This is a genomic window from Picosynechococcus sp. PCC 11901 (assembly GCF_005577135.1).
Lineage (GTDB): Bacteria > Cyanobacteriota > Cyanobacteriia > Cyanobacteriales > MRBY01 > MRBY01.
The window spans coordinates 2,559,362-2,576,489 of sequence record NZ_CP040360.1; the positions used below are offsets into that span (position 1 = coordinate 2,559,362).

At 49.7% G+C, this 17,128-nt stretch carries 16 protein-coding genes; 5 read left to right on the forward strand and 11 right to left on the reverse strand.

Going from position 1 to position 17,128, the window contains the following annotated elements; all coding sequences use genetic code 11:
• The first annotated feature begins 33 nt into the window (after positions 1-33).
• Genes FEK30_RS13395 through FEK30_RS13405 form a run of 3 tightly spaced genes read left to right on the forward strand, consistent with a single transcriptional unit; the run spans position 34 to position 2,253 of the window.
• Positions 34-765, forward strand: a complete 732-nt coding sequence (locus FEK30_RS13395; RefSeq protein ID WP_065710907.1) for a DUF2232 domain-containing protein — start codon at positions 34-36, stop codon at positions 763-765.
• An 11-nt stretch (positions 766-776) separates the two neighbouring features.
• Positions 777-1,634: a methyltransferase domain-containing protein gene (locus FEK30_RS13400; RefSeq protein ID WP_138073463.1), complete on the forward strand. Its 858-nt coding sequence runs from the start codon at positions 777-779 to the stop codon at positions 1,632-1,634.
• 55 nt (positions 1,635-1,689) lie between these two features.
• Positions 1,690-2,253, forward strand: a complete 564-nt coding sequence (locus tag FEK30_RS13405) for a Uma2 family endonuclease (RefSeq protein ID WP_012307403.1) — start codon at positions 1,690-1,692, stop codon at positions 2,251-2,253.
• Positions 2,254-2,354: 101 nt separating this feature from the next.
• Here FEK30_RS13405 and FEK30_RS13410 read toward each other — a convergent pair whose 3' ends face one another.
• The 11 genes from FEK30_RS13410 to FEK30_RS13460 form a co-directional block, all read right to left on the reverse strand.
• Complete coding sequence (locus tag FEK30_RS13410; protein ID WP_138073464.1) at positions 2,355-3,599, reverse strand: MFS transporter; 1,245 nt, start codon at positions 3,597-3,599, stop codon at positions 2,355-2,357.
• A 219-nt stretch (positions 3,600-3,818) separates the two neighbouring features.
• Positions 3,819-4,223, reverse strand: coding sequence for an NIL domain-containing protein (locus FEK30_RS13415; protein WP_012307405.1), 405 nt, complete (start codon positions 4,221-4,223; stop codon positions 3,819-3,821).
• A 184-nt stretch (positions 4,224-4,407) separates the two neighbouring features.
• On the reverse strand, positions 4,408-4,743 hold the full coding sequence (locus tag FEK30_RS13420; RefSeq protein WP_012307407.1) for a ribulose bisphosphate carboxylase small subunit: 336 nt from the start codon (positions 4,741-4,743) through the stop codon (positions 4,408-4,410).
• A 30-nt stretch (positions 4,744-4,773) separates the two neighbouring features.
• Positions 4,774-5,178 (reverse strand): RuBisCO chaperone RbcX, encoded by a 405-nt coding sequence (gene rcbX / locus FEK30_RS13425; RefSeq protein WP_030006358.1) that lies wholly within the window; start codon positions 5,176-5,178, stop codon positions 4,774-4,776.
• Between the two features lie 68 nt (positions 5,179-5,246).
• Positions 5,247-6,662 (reverse strand): form I ribulose bisphosphate carboxylase large subunit, encoded by a 1,416-nt coding sequence (locus FEK30_RS13430; protein WP_012307409.1) that lies wholly within the window; start codon positions 6,660-6,662, stop codon positions 5,247-5,249.
• A 574-nt stretch (positions 6,663-7,236) separates the two neighbouring features.
• Positions 7,237-7,944, reverse strand: coding sequence for a beta-carboxysome scaffolding protein CcmN (gene ccmN, locus FEK30_RS13435; RefSeq protein WP_168191151.1), 708 nt, complete (start codon positions 7,942-7,944; stop codon positions 7,237-7,239).
• Between the two features lie 102 nt (positions 7,945-8,046).
• Positions 8,047-10,032, reverse strand: coding sequence for a beta-carboxysome scaffolding protein CcmM (ccmM, locus tag FEK30_RS13440; RefSeq protein ID WP_138073466.1), 1,986 nt, complete (start codon positions 10,030-10,032; stop codon positions 8,047-8,049).
• 134 nt (positions 10,033-10,166) lie between these two features.
• Positions 10,167-10,466: a beta-carboxysome shell vertex protein CcmL gene (gene ccmL, locus FEK30_RS13445; RefSeq protein WP_012307412.1), complete on the reverse strand. Its 300-nt coding sequence runs from the start codon at positions 10,464-10,466 to the stop codon at positions 10,167-10,169.
• A gap of 35 nt (positions 10,467-10,501) precedes the next feature.
• Positions 10,502-10,840 carry a carbon dioxide-concentrating mechanism protein CcmK gene (locus FEK30_RS13450; RefSeq protein ID WP_012307413.1) on the reverse strand — a complete coding sequence of 113 codons (339 nt, stop codon included), beginning with the start codon at positions 10,838-10,840 and terminating at the stop codon, positions 10,502-10,504.
• A gap of 96 nt (positions 10,841-10,936) precedes the next feature.
• The gene (locus FEK30_RS13455) at positions 10,937-11,248 is read right to left on the reverse strand and encodes a carbon dioxide-concentrating mechanism protein CcmK (RefSeq protein WP_012307414.1); all 312 of its coding nucleotides are present in this window, start codon (positions 11,246-11,248) and stop codon (positions 10,937-10,939) included.
• A 355-nt stretch (positions 11,249-11,603) separates the two neighbouring features.
• Positions 11,604-13,280, reverse strand: coding sequence for a SulP family inorganic anion transporter (locus FEK30_RS13460; protein WP_138073467.1), 1,677 nt, complete (start codon positions 13,278-13,280; stop codon positions 11,604-11,606).
• Positions 13,281-13,686: 406 nt separating this feature from the next.
• Between FEK30_RS13460 and FEK30_RS13465 the strand changes: the two genes are divergently transcribed.
• Both FEK30_RS13465 and FEK30_RS13470 read left to right on the forward strand, forming a co-directional pair.
• Positions 13,687-15,585, forward strand: a complete 1,899-nt coding sequence (locus FEK30_RS13465) for an NAD(P)H-quinone oxidoreductase subunit F (RefSeq protein ID WP_138073468.1) — start codon at positions 13,687-13,689, stop codon at positions 15,583-15,585.
• Between the two features lie 54 nt (positions 15,586-15,639).
• Positions 15,640-17,121, forward strand: a complete 1,482-nt coding sequence (locus FEK30_RS13470) for an NADH-quinone oxidoreductase subunit M (RefSeq protein WP_138073469.1) — start codon at positions 15,640-15,642, stop codon at positions 17,119-17,121.
• Positions 17,122-17,128 lie beyond the last annotated feature (7 nt).

Here is a 17,128-nt window from a genome sequence, read left to right on the forward strand (position 1 = left end):
CATTTTTCTGATCCAAAGAATTCTCCAGAGGATATGAATTGGGTAGATTTAGATTCCCAAGCATCCCAACCCCCAAGCTCCTCCCTTACCCAGGTCAATAACCCAGAGATTATTGCTCCACCGGCTCCCACCTCAGCGACAAGACATCGCAAAACCTTGGTGGTAGTCGAAACGGCTTTTTTAGCCAGCACCGCCAGCTTAATTTGGCTGATTAATTATTACTTTCCCATTGGGCCATTGCTGCGACTATTTTTTCCGTTGCCCATTGCCTTGGTCTATTTGCGTTGGGGTTCCCGGGCGGCGTGGATGTCAACCCTCGTCTCTAGCTTGCTATTGTCGATTCTGATGGGGCCGACCCGTAGCATTATTTACACCATTCCCTATGGCCTGATTGGTGTGCAATTGGGTTGGATGTGGCGACGCCAGGTGTCTTGGTATTGGTCAGTCACCCTGGGGACGATCTTGGGCACCCTCGGCTTTTTCTTTCGGGTGTGGCTCCTGTCATTACTGCTCGGCGAAGACCTTTGGGTCTATGTAATCTCGCAAATTTCGGAGATGGCGGATTGGCTCTTTCTCAAGCTGGGCCTGTTGACCCAACCGAGTTTACTGGTGATTCAGCTTTTAGCCCTGGTCATGCTGACTATTAATAGTGTGTTATACCTATTCGTGGTGCATCTGGTGGCATTGTTGATGTTGGATCGTTTAGGAAATTCGATTCCGCGTCCGCCCCACTGGGTTCAGGTGTTAATTGAGTATGAAGAATAGGCTTAAGGTTTATGGGAGCGCAACTGTATCAGCAAATCCGCGAATTTTATGATGCGTCTAGTCCCCTCTGGGAATCGATCTGGGGTGAACATATGCACCATGGTTTCTATGGTCTAGGGGGCACAGAACGGCTCAATCGTCGGCAGGCACAAATTGAATTAATTGAAGAATTTCTGGCCTGGGGCAAAGTTGAACAAGTTGGAAATTTTGTCGATGTGGGCTGTGGTATTGGCGGCAGTACCCTTTATTTGGCTGATAAGTTTAATGCGCAGGGCGTTGGGATTACCCTCTCTCCGGTACAGGCCAATCGGGCGATCGCCAGGGCGACGGAACAGAATTTACAGGATCAGGTTGAGTTTAAAGTAGCCGATGCGTTGAATATGCCCTTTCGAGATGGGGAATTTGACCTCGTCTGGACCCTCGAAAGTGGCGAGCATATGCCTAACAAGCGGCAGTTTCTCCAGGAATGCACAAGGGTGCTCAAGCCGGGTGGCAAGTTATTAATGGCGACGTGGTGTCATCGGCCAACGGATTCGGTGGCGGGCACCCTGACCCCGGATGAACAAAAGCACCTCGAAGATTTGTATCGGGTTTACTGCTTGCCCTACGTGATTTCGTTGCCAGATTATCAGGCGATCGCCACCGAATGTGGTTTAGAAAATATCGAGACAGCAGATTGGTCTACCGCCGTGGCCCCCTTCTGGGATCAAGTGATCGATTCTGCCCTCACCCCAGAAGCAGTTTTTGGCATTCTCAAAGCAGGCTGGCAAACCCTGCAAGGGGCATTGGCCTTAGACTTGATGAAAAGCGGTTTTCGGCGGGGTTTAATTCGCTATGGTCTACTCCAGGCCACGAAACCAAAAGTATAAATTCCCATGGGCTCAATTTACCGCGTTTGGTCTATATTCTTCAGGAGATCTTGAGATGGTTCAAACTCCCTTAAAACAATTAACGCTCCCAGAATTCCTCTCATTACCCGAAACAAAACCAGCGGGGGAGTATATCAATGGCCAAATCATCCAAAAACCAATGCCCCAAGGAAAGCATAGTTCCATTCAAACAGAGTTGGCCTCAACAATTAACTTGAAGTTGAGATCTTCAAAAATAGCAAGAGCCTTTTCTGAACTGCGTTGTACCTTTGGCGATCGCTCTACAGTCCCTGATATTTCTGTGTTTACTTGGGCAAGAATTGTACGGGATGAAAATGGTGAGATTGCTAATGCTTTCCAGCTTGCTCCTGATTGGACAATTGAAATTCTATCGCCGGATCAAAGTCAAACGAAAGTCACGAAAAATATCTTGCACTGTCTCGATCATGGCACTGAAATGGGGTGGTTAATTGATCCTGCCGAAAGAACAATTTTTGTATATCAACCCAAACAGCAAACATTGGTTTTTGATGGGCCAACTCAGCAAATTGCTATGCCATCTTTTGCCCAGGCAATCCAGTTAACAGTCGAAGATATTTTTAGGTGGCTTTTGGAATAAATCCGGTAATTTGTTAAAAAATCAAGGCTGATTGCTTGGTTCAGGTGATCAGCTAAAAAGTAGTCTTTTCAAAGCAGCATTCAAGGCGCGATATTATTCCCTTACTGGGGCGATCGCCGCCAAGGTACTTCCCACCAAAAAAACCTCAAGGCGAAGATCCCCGCTAGCAACTGGAACCCGCCAAAAATCCCCAAGGCCCAGGCAAAGCCCCAGGTGAGCAGCTTTCCGAATAGCAAACTACCGATCCCAAACCCCGTAAAGAGAGTAAAAACCTTGAGACCCATGGTTTGACCGAGATTGTCGTCGTCCCCCAAGTCCGTGACAATACCCACAAAAAGCGGTTGGGTCAAATCATAGCCAATGGACAAAATAACCACGGCCACCGTTGTCATCCAAGGGGTAATCGGTAAGATCATCACCAGACCCGACAGGGCCGCCATCACCAGACCTGCCGGCACTAACCAGCGTCGTCCCCAACGATCCACCGCTTTCCCAATCCAAGCACTCAACAATAGGCCCGGCACCCCATAACCCAAAATGGTTAAACCAATATTCAAGGGACTCATTGCAAACCGTTCCGAGAGATAAAGGCCCAACCAAGTAAAGACCCCTGCATGGTAAATCCCATTCCACAGGACATAGGCATAGGTGCGCTGGCCCCGAAAGCTACGGAGTACCTGCCAGTATCCCCGGAAGATTTGCTGGATCGAAGGAGGAGATTCCTGGGGGGCTTCGTCAAACAGTGCACCATAGGGTTGCAGTCGCCACAGCACTAAACCAGCGGCGATCGCCGTGCCGATAAACAAAGTCCGCCAGCCAATAAACGGCTCTAGGATTGCGCCCCCAGCAGAACCCGCAGCCATCCCCCCTTCCATTGCCGCAAAGATTAAACCCAACATTGCGCCCCGACGCTCAAAGGGAAACAGATCTCCAATTAGAGCAAAGGTCATTGGAATAATGCCACTGGCCCCAATGCCCGTTAATAGTCGCCAAGTAGCTAATTGGGACAGATTTTGGGATGTCGCCGTTAACCCGGTACAAATTACAAAAATAATTAGCGCAACTTGAATAATTGCCCAACGACCAAAACGATCCGAGAGAATGCCATAAAAAAGAGCCATTACAGCGTAGGACAGCATATAAATCGGCACAATAAAGCCAATTTCCTGGACAGAAACGCCAAAAATCTCCGATAAACGGGGAATTAAAGGCGCAATCATGTAACCCTGCAAAAAAATCAAGCCCGCCGCCACAGCCAATAAATAGAATAAATTGCCATGACTTTTTAGCCGCAAATTCTGATCTGCGGGCTCTGTGTGACGCTGAACGTTGGCCTGTTTTTTCATGAAGAATTAAAAAGTTAGGAATTTCTAACAATATCCTAAGGGATGTTCTGGCCTAGGATAATCTTCTCAATTGCTCAAAACAGACCCAAAAAGCTTAAAACACAATGGTTTCTACCTTTAAACACATTTTTCAACAGAATTTATAATCACTCCTATTAGCAATTGCAATCTTTGGGTTGATTTCATCACCGCTAACAGCACTTTTTTGGGGAAGATACCTTAAAAATTTGTGGCGATCGCCTGCACCGGACAAGCGGGTAAACACTGTTCGCAAACCACACATTTTTGGCGGGTAAATTTTAGTCGAAACGTTTGGGGATCTAGCGATAATGCTCCCGTCGGACAAACCCCCGTACAGAGACCACAATCCACACAAATATCTTCGTTAATCACAATTTCTTTGCTCGCGAGGGAAACTAAAATCCCCTTGCCTTTCATCCATTCCAAGGCCATCTCAATGGCATCAATATCCCCCTGGAGTTCCACCACCAACTTGCCCACCTGGTTTGGAGCAACCTGGGCGCGGATGATATTCGCCGCAATATTAAAATCCTTTGCCAAGCGATAGGTGACGGGCATTTGCACCGTGTCCTGGGGAAATGTCAGAGTCACGCGTTTTTTCATCTTAAAAATTCCCCTCGAATTTTATCGCCATAATCGTTTTGGTAGGGGTCTACCATGGTAAACCCCTACAACAGAATTTTTGTGGTGTATTCTGACAATTTTAAACAAAAAAATGCGACCGTCCTAAGGCGATCGCATTCCGCATGATTCAAATTAAATTCAGGTCACAAAAACCAACAAAACCTTAGTAACGGGTTTGGTTGGGCTTGTAAACGATGAAGCTAACGGTTTGGCACTGCTTGATGTTGTCGAAACCAACAACACGGATGTAGCAGTCAGAATATTCACTACGGCACTCACGCACTTCGTTGAGTACTTCTTGAGCAGAGCTTGCGTTGAAAAGGGGCAGCTTCCAAAGCGTCCAGTGGTGGAGTTCAGGAGTCGGATCTTTTTCGAACTCAATACCAGGAATATAGCCTTGATCCATCATGTACTGGACTTGGCGAGCGATTTGCTGGTCGCTGAGGGGGGGCAAGTAAGAAAGAGTTTCGTAACGCTTTTCTTTAGGTAAAGTTTTCATTGATTTATGTCCTCTTTATCGGATCAAAGTTTATTCAGAATCTTCTGAAGTATCAGACTCACCAAGGTCAGGTTCAGTCTGATCAGTTGATGAAGAATCAACTTGAGTTAAACGCTCTAATAAAGAACGGCGATGGTTTCCATTGGACTGCTTGATTTGGCTGAGGACCATTTCTGGTAAAAACTCCAGAACTCCTTCCGCAAGATTTTCTCGCACTGTCAGGATTCTGAGGACGAGCTCTTTGTTTTCTAGCATCATCGCTTCGAGGTAAAGATCACTTTCCTGAATTGGATGACGTTTAGAGAACTCTCCTAACCAAATCGCCTGTCCAGGATTGGTTTCACTTAGCTGCTGACTAATCAGACGCACCGCTTGGTAGGTCAAATAGCTTTGCAAAGTGATGGCCGTTTCCTTCGCAACTTTTTTAAACTCCATGGGAGGAAATCATCAGTGAATAGGTAGATTGTGACAAACTTCCCCATCCACTGATGCTCATCAGGAGCTTAGAGAGTGTCAACGGTATCGAATTCGAACTTGATTTCCTTCCACAGGTCGAGGGCGGCTGCCAATTCAGGCGACCACTTACCTGCTTCACGGAGGACATCATTACCTTCACGGGCCAGGCTGCGACCTTCGTTACGGGCTTGAACACAAGCTTCCAGAGCCACACGGTTTGCAGTTGCACCAGGTGCGTTACCCCAGGGGTGACCGAGGGTACCACCACCAAACTGGAGGCAGGAATCGTCGCCGAAGATTTCAACGAGGGCAGGCATGTGCCATACGTGGATACCACCGGAAGCCACAGGCATGGTGCCGGGGAGAGAAGCGTAGTCTTGGGTGAAGAATACACCGCGAGAACGATCTTCTTCAACGTAGTCTTCACGCATCAGGTCTACGAAACCGAGGGTTGCGGCGCGATCGCCTTCGAGTTTACCCACAACGGTACCGGAGTGGAGGTGGTCACCACCGGAGAGGCGGAGACACTTAGCGAGAACCCGGAAGTGAATACCATGATTCTTCTGACGGTCAATTACCGCGTGCATTGCCCGGTGAATGTGGAGCAAAACACCGTTGTCACGGCACCACTTCGCGAGGGTAGTGTTCGCAGTGAAACCACCGGTTAAGAAGTCGTGCATGATGATGGGCGTGCCGATTTCCTTGGCGAATTCAGCCCGCTTGAGCATTTCTTCGCAAGTGCCAGCGGTGACGTTGAGGTAGTGACCCTTAACTTCGTTGGTTTCAGCTTGGGATTTTTCGATAGCTTCTTGAACGAACAGGAAGCGATCGCGCCAACGCATGAAAGGCTGAGAGTTGATGTTTTCGTCATCTTTGGTGAAGTCAAGACCACCACGGAGACATTCATAAACCGCACGACCGTAGTTCTTCGCAGACAGACCGAGCTTCGGCTTAATCGTACAACCGAGGAGAGGACGACCATACTTGTTGAGGAGGTCACGCTCTACAGTGATCCCGTGGGGAGGCCCTTGGTAAGTTTTGATTAACGCAACGGGGAAGCGGATATCTTCGAGGCGCAGGGCACGCAGCGCTTTAAAACCGAATACGTTACCAACCAAGGAAGTCAAAACGTTGGTTACAGAACCTTCTTCAAACAGATCGAGGGGGTAAGCAACGAAACAGAAATATTGGTTGTCTTCACCGGGAACGGGTTCAACGTTGTAGCAACGACCCTTGTAGCGGTCGAGGTCAGTTAAACCATCGGTCCATACAGTGGTCCAAGTACCGGTAGAAGATTCAGCCGCAACAGCCGCAGCACATTCTTCGGGGGGGACTCCAGGTTGGGGAGTCATCCGGAAACAAGCGAGTAAGTCGGTATCTTTCGGGGTGTAATCGGGGGTGTAGTAAGTCAGGCGGTAGTCCTGTACACCGGCATTAAACCCAGCAGATTTGGTCTGAACCATGCGGTTTTCCTCCAGCAAAAATGCTTATCTTTAACAGACAAATACCAGTAACGGTATCGTTGGTCGAAAACTTCAAAAATCTTACGTTGGCAAAACTGCTTTTTAAAATTCTGAAGATTCAAGTCTTATGACTTTCTTTAATCTGTGGGATATGTTACCACAGCCTCGACTTATTTTTATCTTTTGGCAACAAAAAAAGATTGCTTTTGTTTTTTGGGCTGATTAGCATTTCTAATGCTGTTTAATGGGCCTATTTTACCCTTACAAAAATACCTAAAAAAGCCATAAAATCCCGCTCGAATTCAGCCATGCTACCTAATGGGAACCTCGATTAATTGCTTTTTTGACGATTTTTTGAGCCTGAAACAACGAGGATACGTTGCCGATCTGGCGAAATTTTGAATTTTTCGAGGTTCCCTAATGAGACATTGGGCTAAAACCGTTTTCTGTCGGGATCTTTAGAGAGGGAAAGCGTTCAAGTGAGATGAATTAAGTATTTATGTTTCTCAACAATCTCCTTTAAGAACTTTAAACATTTAATTTTCACTCAAGAAATCATGAAAGTTTTGTGAGGCTAAGGCTCATCTGGTGGATTTGGGGTATTGAGAGAATTTTGGTGAGGGAATAGGGTCATTAATAGTTGATTGATATAAACTTGCCCGACAACTGGTGTTTTTTCGCCCGATTCTAGGGATTCCTTTGATTCTGGAACCGTCGGCATCACTTCGGTGTTTGGTGTTTCAGTTGGAGGGGATCCTGCTTCTGGTGGGGGCTGGACATTGGGACGATTGCTGCTGCTAGTGGGCGATCGCCCTGGTGGCGAAAAAGTTGTGGCAGTCTGGTTAGTTGCGTCCTCTGCCTGCCAAGGATCGAGGGGTTGGCTTGTCAATTGATTCGCGGGTTTTGACGGTTGAGTCTGGTAAGAAGCGGTAGTTTCTTGGCGGGACAGATCGCCAATGAGGCTTTGGGGCGGGAGAATTGCGGCAGCGGCGATCGCCGCTTGAAATAGGGTGGAGCCATAGCCTAAGCAGGCATTTTCCCCCACTGAGCATTGGCCAATGATGAGGCAGCCTGCCCCGATAATCGCGCCGGCATGGATCTCGATGTTGCCGCCGTGGGCCTGGATGATCGCACCTGCACCAATACAAGCACCAGCGGCGATCGCCACATAATTGCCTTCGGTTGCTTGCAGAATAACACCGGGGGCAATAACCGCACGGGGATGAATCCTTACATCGCCATTAATTTGAATATCTGGATGGGTAATTGCCTGGAAAGTCACAATGATTTTGTCAACGGTGATTCAATTAATCACAGGTGGGGTAAGGGTTGGGGGATAGACATTCGTTTTCTCCCCCATAACGAAGTGGTCGCGTTACACAACCTAGGGGCGTTGGATAATTTCCTCAAGCACCCGTCGTTTAGCCGCTTCATCGACACCAATCATGCGGACATATTCGCCACTGTGCTCCTGGAGACAACCTTCGAGGTGACGTAAAACTTCTGCCTCTTGGGTGCTGTCAATGGTGCCACAGCTACTCCAGGACTTAACCCGGAAACGGCGCTTATCAGCATGTTCTGTCCCAATCTTGTAGCCTTGCATCAAAAGCGAACGGACTTTAGAAACCACGTCCCCACTGAGACTCCCGCTACTGTGACCCCCGAAACCATTGCTGCTTGGGGCTGCTTTCGTGCTTCCCGAAAAACTACTGGTTGCGGTTGCTGTCTGGACAGGCGCATTGTTGCCAGGGCGTTGGATGATGATCTCTGCGGCCCGTGTTTTGGAGTTGGTGTCAACGGCGATTAACTGGACATATTCGTTGGGGAACTGGGCGGCGATCGCCTGGATATTTGCCAAAATCTGATTGGCAGAATGACCTTCAACAAAGCCTGCCCCTAGCCAAGACTGGGTTTTAAAACGGCGGGTGCTGGCGTGTTCTGCCGTAAAGCTACAACCCTGGGAAGCCAGAGCCGCGATTTGCCCTGCCACATCACCACCAGAGGCCGTGTTAACCACCTTGTTGCCGCTGCGACGGGCGGAGGCTGTTGCCTTAGTAGATAGAGTCCCCGTTTCCCCAGGACGCTGGACGATTAATTCCGCTACCCGAGACTTGCTGTGGGGGTCAACGGCAATGACTTGCACATACTCATTGGGATATTGACCCAACAAGCCATTAACGTTGGCAATAATTTGTTCCGCAGAATGACCTTCGACAAAACCGGCGCTCAACCAAGATTGCGTCTTAAAACGACGGGTATTGGCGTGTTCAGCGGTAAAGCTACAGCCCTGGGACGCTAAAGCATGGATCTGAGACGTTAAATCGCCCCCAACCGCTGCCGCTTGACTTCCCGCACTGGTGCCGTTGCTGCGGTTGCCGTTGTTGCTGTAGCTAGCCGTTGTCGATGTTTGGACTGGAGCACTATCGCCTGGACGTTGCACAACAATTTCTGCCGCCCTTGATTTGCTATTGGGAGCCACAGCGATTAACTGGACATATTCCCCGGCGTGATCAGCCAGCACCCGGTTCAAGTTACCAATGATTTGATCGGCAGAATGACCTTCGACAAAACCAGCACTCAACCAAGATTTGGTTTTGAAGCGCCGCTTGTTGGCATATTCTGCGGTGAAGGTGCACCCTTGGGCGGCAAGGCCACGCACCTGATTGTAAAGATCTCCGTTTAAACTCATATTTCCCACCGATTGATGTTCGCTAGTACCGCTTGTATTTGTAGAAGAAGAGGGGGTTGGTTGCTGGTTGGCAGCAATCCGTGAACCATTATTAGTGGCCCCTGGGGAGACCTCCCGTAATGCTTCATTGATTTCCACCACCTGTTTGGCAAAGGCGCGATCGGCCTCGGTCACATTGGAGAGGCGCTCCACCTGCTGCTGGTTCGTAATCACAGCTCCCGAAGGCACATACTTGCCGGGGGGAATGTCCACATCTTGAACGAGGGCGTGCATCATGATGACGCAACCATCGCCGATGCGGGCATTAAACACCGTGGAACGAAAACCAACAAAGCAATCGTTGCCAATGTAGGCGGGACCATGGACAAGGGCCATGTGGGTAATACAGCTGCGATCGCCAATCCAGACAGAATAGTCATGGCCATCTGCCCCAACGACACGGCCCTGCTCCAAACCATGGATCACAACGCCATCTTGGATATTGGTTGCTGCCCCGATATGGAAAGGTGCGCCCTCATCTGCCCGAATAGACGTTCCCGGAGAAATGAGCACATGTTCGCAAACTGTGACATCACCAATTAAATTCGAGAAAGAATGCACATAGGCACTTTCGTGAATCTTTGGTTCAGCTAAGTCCTTAGACCAAGGTGTTGGGGGAGCCGCGGTACTGCGGACTACCATGAATCAATCCCTCCTCTCAATGTCATTGATTGCTTCTCTCGCTAGCTTTTAACCATCCGCCATAAATTGCTTGAGATTACCAAACGAGCCACGCATTGACTTTGGGTAGTCCGGCTGGAAAGAATTCAGACCATTTAGCCTGCATCTTTCTTGCTGTAAAGGGAACGATTATCGACGTTGACCGTATCAATGATGCCGATGACCATCGCATCTAGGGGTCTTCCCTCCATTCCCGTTTCGGTACGGGCAGCACCACCACGACTGACCAAAACCCATTCATTGACGCCAGCGCCTACGAGATCTCCTGCCACTTCATATTTAGGAAGGGGCTGACCCTGTTCATCTATAAATTGAACGAGCAAAAATTTAATCCCCCGGAGGCTTTCTGCTTTGTAGGTGCTGACGACAGTGCCACGTACTTTGGCAATTTGCATGAAAATTTATAACTAAAAATTTTTTAATAAAAAAATTACACTCTTCTCAGAGGTTGGGGATTCACGCTTTCACGAAACTGTTCTACGGCTTCGGTGTACCGGATCGGCAGAACGTATTCGAGGTTCTCGTGGGGACGGGCGATGATGTGGGTAGAAAGCACTTGGCCACCATTAACGCGGCTAACATTATCAGTACCGGCAGAAACGGAAGCTTGGACTTCAGAAACATCACCACGGACAATTACGGTAACGCGGCCACTACCGATTTTTTCGTAACCAACGAGGGTTACACGGGCGGCTTTTACCATCGCGTCAGCAGCTTCTACAACTGCGGGGAAACCGAGGGTTTCTACCATTCCGACTGCAATAGACATTGAGTTTTTCTCCTCTTGCTTTTAATTAATAGTTTCTGGAAATCACAGAGGATGCGTGACCGAAAAAAGAATGGCGATCGCCCCTCTGTCCCAGGGTTAATAGGTTCTGAATTGTTCTACTTCTTCGGTGTAGCGAATCGGCAAGACGTATTCGAGGTTTTCGTGGGGACGGGCGATGATGTGGGTAGAAAGCACTTCCCCACCATTGACACGGTTGGCGCTCTCAATGCCAGCGGAAACGGAGGCTTGGACTTCAGAAACATCACCACGGACAATCACAGTAACGCGGCCACTACCGATTTTTTCGTAACCAACGAGGGTTACACGGGCGGCTTTTACCATCGCGTCAGCAGCTTCTACAACTGCGGGGAAACCGCGGGTTTCAATCATTCCAACTGCAATAGGCATCTAATTTATCCTCGCTTATCAAGCTTAATGTCTTAAAAATACTAAGGAACAGGCGTCCCCCTGGGAGTTTGGTCTGCTTCTAGTTGGGATAACGGAAGCGGCATAAAGACCGACTACTTGCCTCTGCGCAGGGGTTAGGGTCCTTTACAGGCTTTATAGTGGACAAGGCGATCGCCAGGAATCGCGTTTGTTACTAATTTTGATTTTGGCAAGCTATGAAGAGCATAAGCAACAATGGCACCTTTGACAACATAAACTGCAATGATATTTCGTAATACCAAGGTTAAGTAGAGTCAATGCTTCATCGTTTAAATAGACAGGGGTTTCTAGAAGAAGTTGCCCAAAGGTCAGAGGACTAAGCTTTTCGCTGTTGAATGAAGGCGATCGCCTGTTGGAGCGCATCTAAACGATTTGTTACACGATTGCGGGGTGGCAGCAACTTTAACACTTCTAATTTCCTCAGGCGATCGCGTACCTGGCCCATGGCCCCCACTAAAAACACTTCCCGTCCCCGACCGTGGGCATCCCGGATCATCGTCTCCACCGCCAGGGAGGCCGTCACTCCCATCCGGGGTACCTCACTGAGGTCTAAAATCAAAACCTCGTATTTTTCAACAATGGCCATCCGTTGGGCAATCCCTTTCGCCGCCCCAAAGCTCATGGGGCCACCTAAACAAAAAAGAATAATGTGCCCCTGGGCCTGGTGTAACAGTTCCCGTTCGCGCTCATTTAACGTACTTGTATCGGCCCCAGCAGTGATGGTTTCTAGCCGCTGCATTTGCAAATCCGTGAGGCTTTTGACCGTCAGGAGATTCGCCACAAAGACCCCTGCCGCCACTGCCGTGATCAAATCGACAAAGACGGTTAATAATAAAACACCATACATTAATCCCGTCGCTTTCCAGGAAATTTTGTGGGCCCGTTTCAAGAAACTCCAATCAATAATGTCAATGCCCACCTTAATCAAAATGCCCGCTAAGACCGCATGGGGGATAGGGGCCGTGAGGGGGGCCGCCCCAAGTAAAATCACCAATAACACCAGAGCATGGAGCATACCTGCAAGGTTGCTTTTGCCCCCAGAGCGCACATTGATCACTGTCCGCATCGTTGCCCCAGCCCCCGGTAGTCCTCCCACAAAGCCGGAGAGAAAATTGCCAATGCCTTGGCCGATTAATTCTTGATCGGAGTCGTGCTGGGTACGGGTGATATTGTCCGCAACTAAAGAAGTCAGAAGCGAATCAATGGCGCCTAGGGTACCGAGGATCACGCCATAGCCAAGCATTTGACGCAACAGAGGCAGGCTGAAATAGGGCCAATGGAGGGTCGGAAAACCCTGGGGGATGTCGCCAATGCGCGCCAAGTCAGGATTGGGAATTAACAGAGATAAAATCGTGCAGATGACCAGAGCCAGGAGGGGAGAGGGGACAAGACGATTGAGTCGGGCCGGTGAAGCAAATACAATCGCCAGAGTCAGAAGGCCCAGGGCCGTGGCCCCGAGGTAAGGATGGGTTAGATCGTAGGGAATTTCTTGAACGGCCCCCAAAATATTCGCGCCGCCGGGATAACCAAGCAAGGGGCCAAACTGGAGCACAATAATGATCACACCAATCCCAGACATAAACCCAGAAATGACGGTGTAGGGAATCAGGGTGATGTATTTGCCCAGGCGCAGGATGCCTAGAAGGATCTGAAAGAGACCCCCCAACATGACCACGGTGAAGGCGATCGCTAGGCCTGTGGCCGGATCATCAGCGGTCCTCGCGGCGGCGGTAAAAACTGTTGCCATCACCACCGTCATCGGCCCCGTAGGTCCCGTGATCTGGGCTGGGGTTCCCCCAAACAACGCGGCAAAAAATCCAGTACAAATGGCCCCATACATTCCGGCGATCGCCCCGGCTCCAGAAGAAACCCCAAAGGCAAGGGCAAGGGGGAGTGCGACAATGGCCGCCGTTAGCCCCCCGAAAAAATCACCACGCCAATGTCTAAAGGTTGGGCGGGAGATCCAGTGCCCGATATTTGCGATTGATGCCATGGAGAGGTTTACTCCAACGAATGAGTTGGTGACGGGAAAGCGGCCCGCTGGGCATCAACTCAAAGTCATCTTTTTAGAATTTCAAATTGACGGTCAACAGCCACTACGCCAATCATAGGAGTGGTTCCCCTCGGCTGAATTTTAAGAAACATCAAAGGGTCGGCAAAGGCTGACATTTCGACTTAATAATTAACAAAACCATGTAGGCGATCGCCAAATTATTATTTCTTAACGCTATGCCAATTAAGCATCGTTATCACCACAAAAAAGCCTCAAACCTTTGGGAAATCGCCATCTAATCGATTACACTCTCTTACAAAGACTGTAGACCGACGATTTGAAATATTTTCTGGCCAATCCAGCCAATGCCAACCAACCTTCTGTTGTGATTTTCTAGACACCCTCCATGAGTGAATTTCTTTTACAAAGCGTATGGCTAGTTCCAGTCTACGGAATTACGGGGGCACTCTTGACCTTGCCTTGGTCCCTCGGGTTAATTCGGCGCACCGGGCCTCGACCTGCCGCCTACCTCAACCTGATCATGACCTTTTTGGGTCTTTTACACGGTTCCTTTGCCTTCGCTTCCCTTTGGAACATGCCCCCCCAACAACTATCACTGGAGTGGCTCCAGGTTGCCGATCTAAATCTTTCCCTGGTTATTGAAATTTCTCCGGTTAACCTCGGTGCAATGGAACTGGTCACTGGCATTTGTTTCATGGCCCAACTCTACGGCCTTGGGTACCTAGAAAAGGATTGGTCTATTGCCCGCTTCTATGGCTTGATGGGCTTTTTTGAGGCGGCCCTATCGGGTTTGGCCATTAGCGACTCGCTGCTCTTGAGCTATGGCCTGTTGGAAGTATTAACCCTTTCTACTTATTTATTAGTTGGTTTTTGGTATGCTCAACCCCTGGTCGTGACGGCGGCGAGGGATGCTTTTTTGACCAAACGGGTCGGCGATATCTTGCTCTTGATGGGCATTGTCGCCTTATCCAGCTATGGTACGGGGCTCACGTTTAGTGAACTAGAAACTTGGGCGGCGAATCCCCCCTTGCCTCCCTGGGAAGCCAGTCTCGTGGGCCTTGCGCTCATTTCCGGGCCGATTGGTAAATGTGCCCAGTTCCCGTTGAACCTCTGGCTTGATGAAGCGATGGAAGGGCCAAACCCAGCGGGGATTATTCGTAATTCGGTGGTGGTTTCTGCGGGGGCCTACGTGCTGCTCAAAATGGAGCCCGTTTTTACGATTACGCCGATCACCTCCGACGCTTTGATTATTATCGGTACTGTAACTACGGTGGGGGCTTCGTTGGTTGCCCTAGCCCAGATTGATATTAAGCGGGCTTTATCCCATTCCACCAGTGCTTACCTTGGTTTGGTGTTTATTGCGGTGGGGTTAAATCAAGTCGATATTGCCCTATTGCTTTTGCTAACCCATGCGATCGCCAAAGCGCTCTTATTCATGAGTATTGGTGCGGTTATTCTCAATACCCACGGTCAAAACATTACGGAAATGGGCGGCCTTTGGTCACGGATGCCAGCGACTACCAGTGCCTTTGTGGTGGGGTCAGCGGGGCTTGTGTGCCTCTTTCCCCTGGGGACGTTTTGGACGATGCGCCGTTGGGTCGATGGTTTTTGGGATACGCCCCCGTGGCTCGTGCTGCTCCTCGTGGGGGTAAACTTCTGTTCCAGCTTTAATCTGACCAGGGTCTTTCGTTCTGTTTTCCTCGGTGCCCCCAAGCCAAAAACGCGGCGATCGCCTGAGGTGGTCTGGCAAATGGCTGTGCCCATGGTGAGTCTGATCCTGATGACCCTGATGGTGCCCTTCTTTTTGCACCAATGGCAATTGCTCTTTAACCCATCCCTGCCGACCCTTGCTGAACGGCCGCTCGTCGTGACTTCAGCAATACCTGCACTGATGATCGCGGGGGGTCTCGGCTTAGTCGCTGGTCTAACGATTACTTTGAATCCTTCCCTGAGTCGTCCCCGACAGCTTTATCTGCGCTTTTTGCAGGATTTGCTAGCCTACGATTTTTACATTGACCGCATTTACAACGTGACGGTGGTTTGGCTGGTCACAACCCTTTCAAAACTTGCCGCTTGGTTTGATCGCTACATTGTCGATGGCTTTGTCAACTTGACCGGTTTGGCGACACTTTTTAGTGGAAGCGCTCTACGTTACAACGTTTCGGGACAGTCTCAATTCTATGTTTTGACGATTGTTTTAGGGATGATCCTCGGCCTAGTCTGGTTTATGGCCACGGGTCAATGGACGATGATTACGGATTTTTGGTCGAATCAGTTGGCCTAAGGAGTTTCCCCCTTTGTTGTTAAATCTGCTTTTTTGTGAATTTTGGAGGAAAGAATGCTGAGTGCCTTAATTTGGCTGCCCTTGGCCGGAGCTCTGTTGGTGGCGATACTCCCCCAGGGAGAAAAAAATCAGTTTTCCCGGACGATGGCCCTGGGAGCGGCTGCCCTCGTTTTTGTTTGGACAGCTTGGCTGGGGCTCCATTATGATGTGGCGATCGCCGGCCTCCAATTTGTCGAACATTATCCTTGGATTGAGTGGTTGGGCCTGAACTACGATCTCGGTGTTGATGGTCTGTCGTTGCCCCTCCTTGCCCTCAATGCATTGTTGACCCTAGTGGCCCTCTGGATTAGCCCCAAGGATCTGCACCGCCCCCGCTTTTATTACGCCCTCTTTTTGCTCTTGCAGGCGAGTGTCAATGGGGCGTTTTTGGCCCAGGATGTGCTGCTCTTTTTTCTGTTCTACGAAATTGAAATTATCCCTCTATATTTCCTCATTGCGATTTGGGGCGGCAAAAAACGAGGCTATGCCGCCATTAAATTTTTGCTCTACACAGCCGTTTCCGGAATTTTAATTCTGGCTTCTTTCTTGGGTCTGGCCTTCCTCACAGAATCTAATACCTTTGCCTACAGTGCCCTCCACAGTGATTTGTTGCCCCTGACCACCCAATTAATTCTCCTCGGCGGCATTTTGGTGGGCTTTGGGATCAAAATTCCGTTTTTGCCTTTCCATACTTGGCTCCCGGATGCCCACGTCGAAGCGTCTACCCCTGTATCGGTGATTTTGGCGGGGGTACTCCTCAAAGTTGGTACCTACGGTCTACTGAAGTTTGGGATTGGCCTATTTCCCCTGGCTTGGGCTGTCGTGGCCCCTTGGCTAGCGATCTGGGCAGCAATCAGTGCCTTGTATGGGGCTTCCTGTGCGATCGCCCAAAAAGACATGAAAAAAGTGGTGGCCTATTCCTCCATTGCCCACATGGCGTTTATTCTGCTGGCGGCGGCGGCGGCGACCCCCTTAAGTTTGGCAGCGGCAGAAATCCAGATGGTCAGCCATGGTTTAATCTCTGGGCTGCTCTTTTTGTTGGTGGGCATTGTCTACAAAAAAACGGGCAGTCGGGATGTCGATTATCTACGGGGACTGCTCACCCCAGAACGGGGTCTGCCTTTGACGGGTAGTTTGATGATCCTGGGGGTCATGGCCAGTGCGGGTTTGCCGGGGATGGCGGGCTTTATCGCTGAATTCCTCATTTTTCGGGGCAGCTTTCCGGTGTATCCAGTGGCGACTCTCCTGTGTATGGTGGGGACAGGTCTCACGGCGGTGTATTTTCTGCTGATGATTAATAAGGTCTTTTTTGGCCGCTTGACCCCAGAACTGACGAATATGTCCCCGGTCAATTGGGCGGATCAGTTTCCGGCGGTTATGTTAGTGATATTACTGTTTGTCTTTGGGTTGCAGCCCCAGTGGCTGGTGCGCTGGAGTGAGATCGACACGGCGGCCTTGGTGGCATCCCCGACGGCTATTGAAATTTCTTTAAAGTAAAAGTAAG

Bases quoted from the DNA above. Each gene is read 5' to 3' on its own strand.
- FEK30_RS13395 (WP_065710907.1), top strand. From the start codon at position 34: ATGAATTGGGTAGATTTAGATTCCCAAGCATCCCAACCCCCAAGCTCC.
- FEK30_RS13400 (WP_138073463.1), top strand. From the start codon at position 777: ATGGGAGCGCAACTGTATCAGCAAATCCGCGAATTTTATGATGCGTCT.
- FEK30_RS13405 (WP_012307403.1), top strand. From the start codon at position 1,690: ATGGTTCAAACTCCCTTAAAACAATTAACGCTCCCAGAATTCCTCTCA.
- FEK30_RS13410 (WP_138073464.1), bottom strand. From the start codon at position 3,599: ATGAAAAAACAGGCCAACGTTCAGCGTCACACAGAGCCCGCAGATCAG.
- FEK30_RS13415 (WP_012307405.1), bottom strand. From the start codon at position 4,223: ATGAAAAAACGCGTGACTCTGACATTTCCCCAGGACACGGTGCAAATG.
- FEK30_RS13420 (WP_012307407.1), bottom strand. From the start codon at position 4,743: ATGAAAACTTTACCTAAAGAAAAGCGTTACGAAACTCTTTCTTACTTG.
- rcbX (WP_030006358.1), bottom strand. From the start codon at position 5,178: ATGGAGTTTAAAAAAGTTGCGAAGGAAACGGCCATCACTTTGCAAAGC.
- FEK30_RS13430 (WP_012307409.1), bottom strand. From the start codon at position 6,662: ATGGTTCAGACCAAATCTGCTGGGTTTAATGCCGGTGTACAGGACTAC.
- ccmM (WP_138073466.1), bottom strand. From the start codon at position 10,032: ATGGTAGTCCGCAGTACCGCGGCTCCCCCAACACCTTGGTCTAAGGAC.
- ccmL (WP_012307412.1), bottom strand. From the start codon at position 10,466: ATGCAAATTGCCAAAGTACGTGGCACTGTCGTCAGCACCTACAAAGCA.
- FEK30_RS13450 (WP_012307413.1), bottom strand. From the start codon at position 10,840: ATGTCTATTGCAGTCGGAATGGTAGAAACCCTCGGTTTCCCCGCAGTT.
- FEK30_RS13455 (WP_012307414.1), bottom strand. From the start codon at position 11,248: ATGCCTATTGCAGTTGGAATGATTGAAACCCGCGGTTTCCCCGCAGTT.
- FEK30_RS13460 (WP_138073467.1), bottom strand. From the start codon at position 13,280: ATGGCATCAATCGCAAATATCGGGCACTGGATCTCCCGCCCAACCTTT.
- FEK30_RS13465 (WP_138073468.1), top strand. From the start codon at position 13,687: ATGAGTGAATTTCTTTTACAAAGCGTATGGCTAGTTCCAGTCTACGGA.
- FEK30_RS13470 (WP_138073469.1), top strand. From the start codon at position 15,640: ATGCTGAGTGCCTTAATTTGGCTGCCCTTGGCCGGAGCTCTGTTGGTG.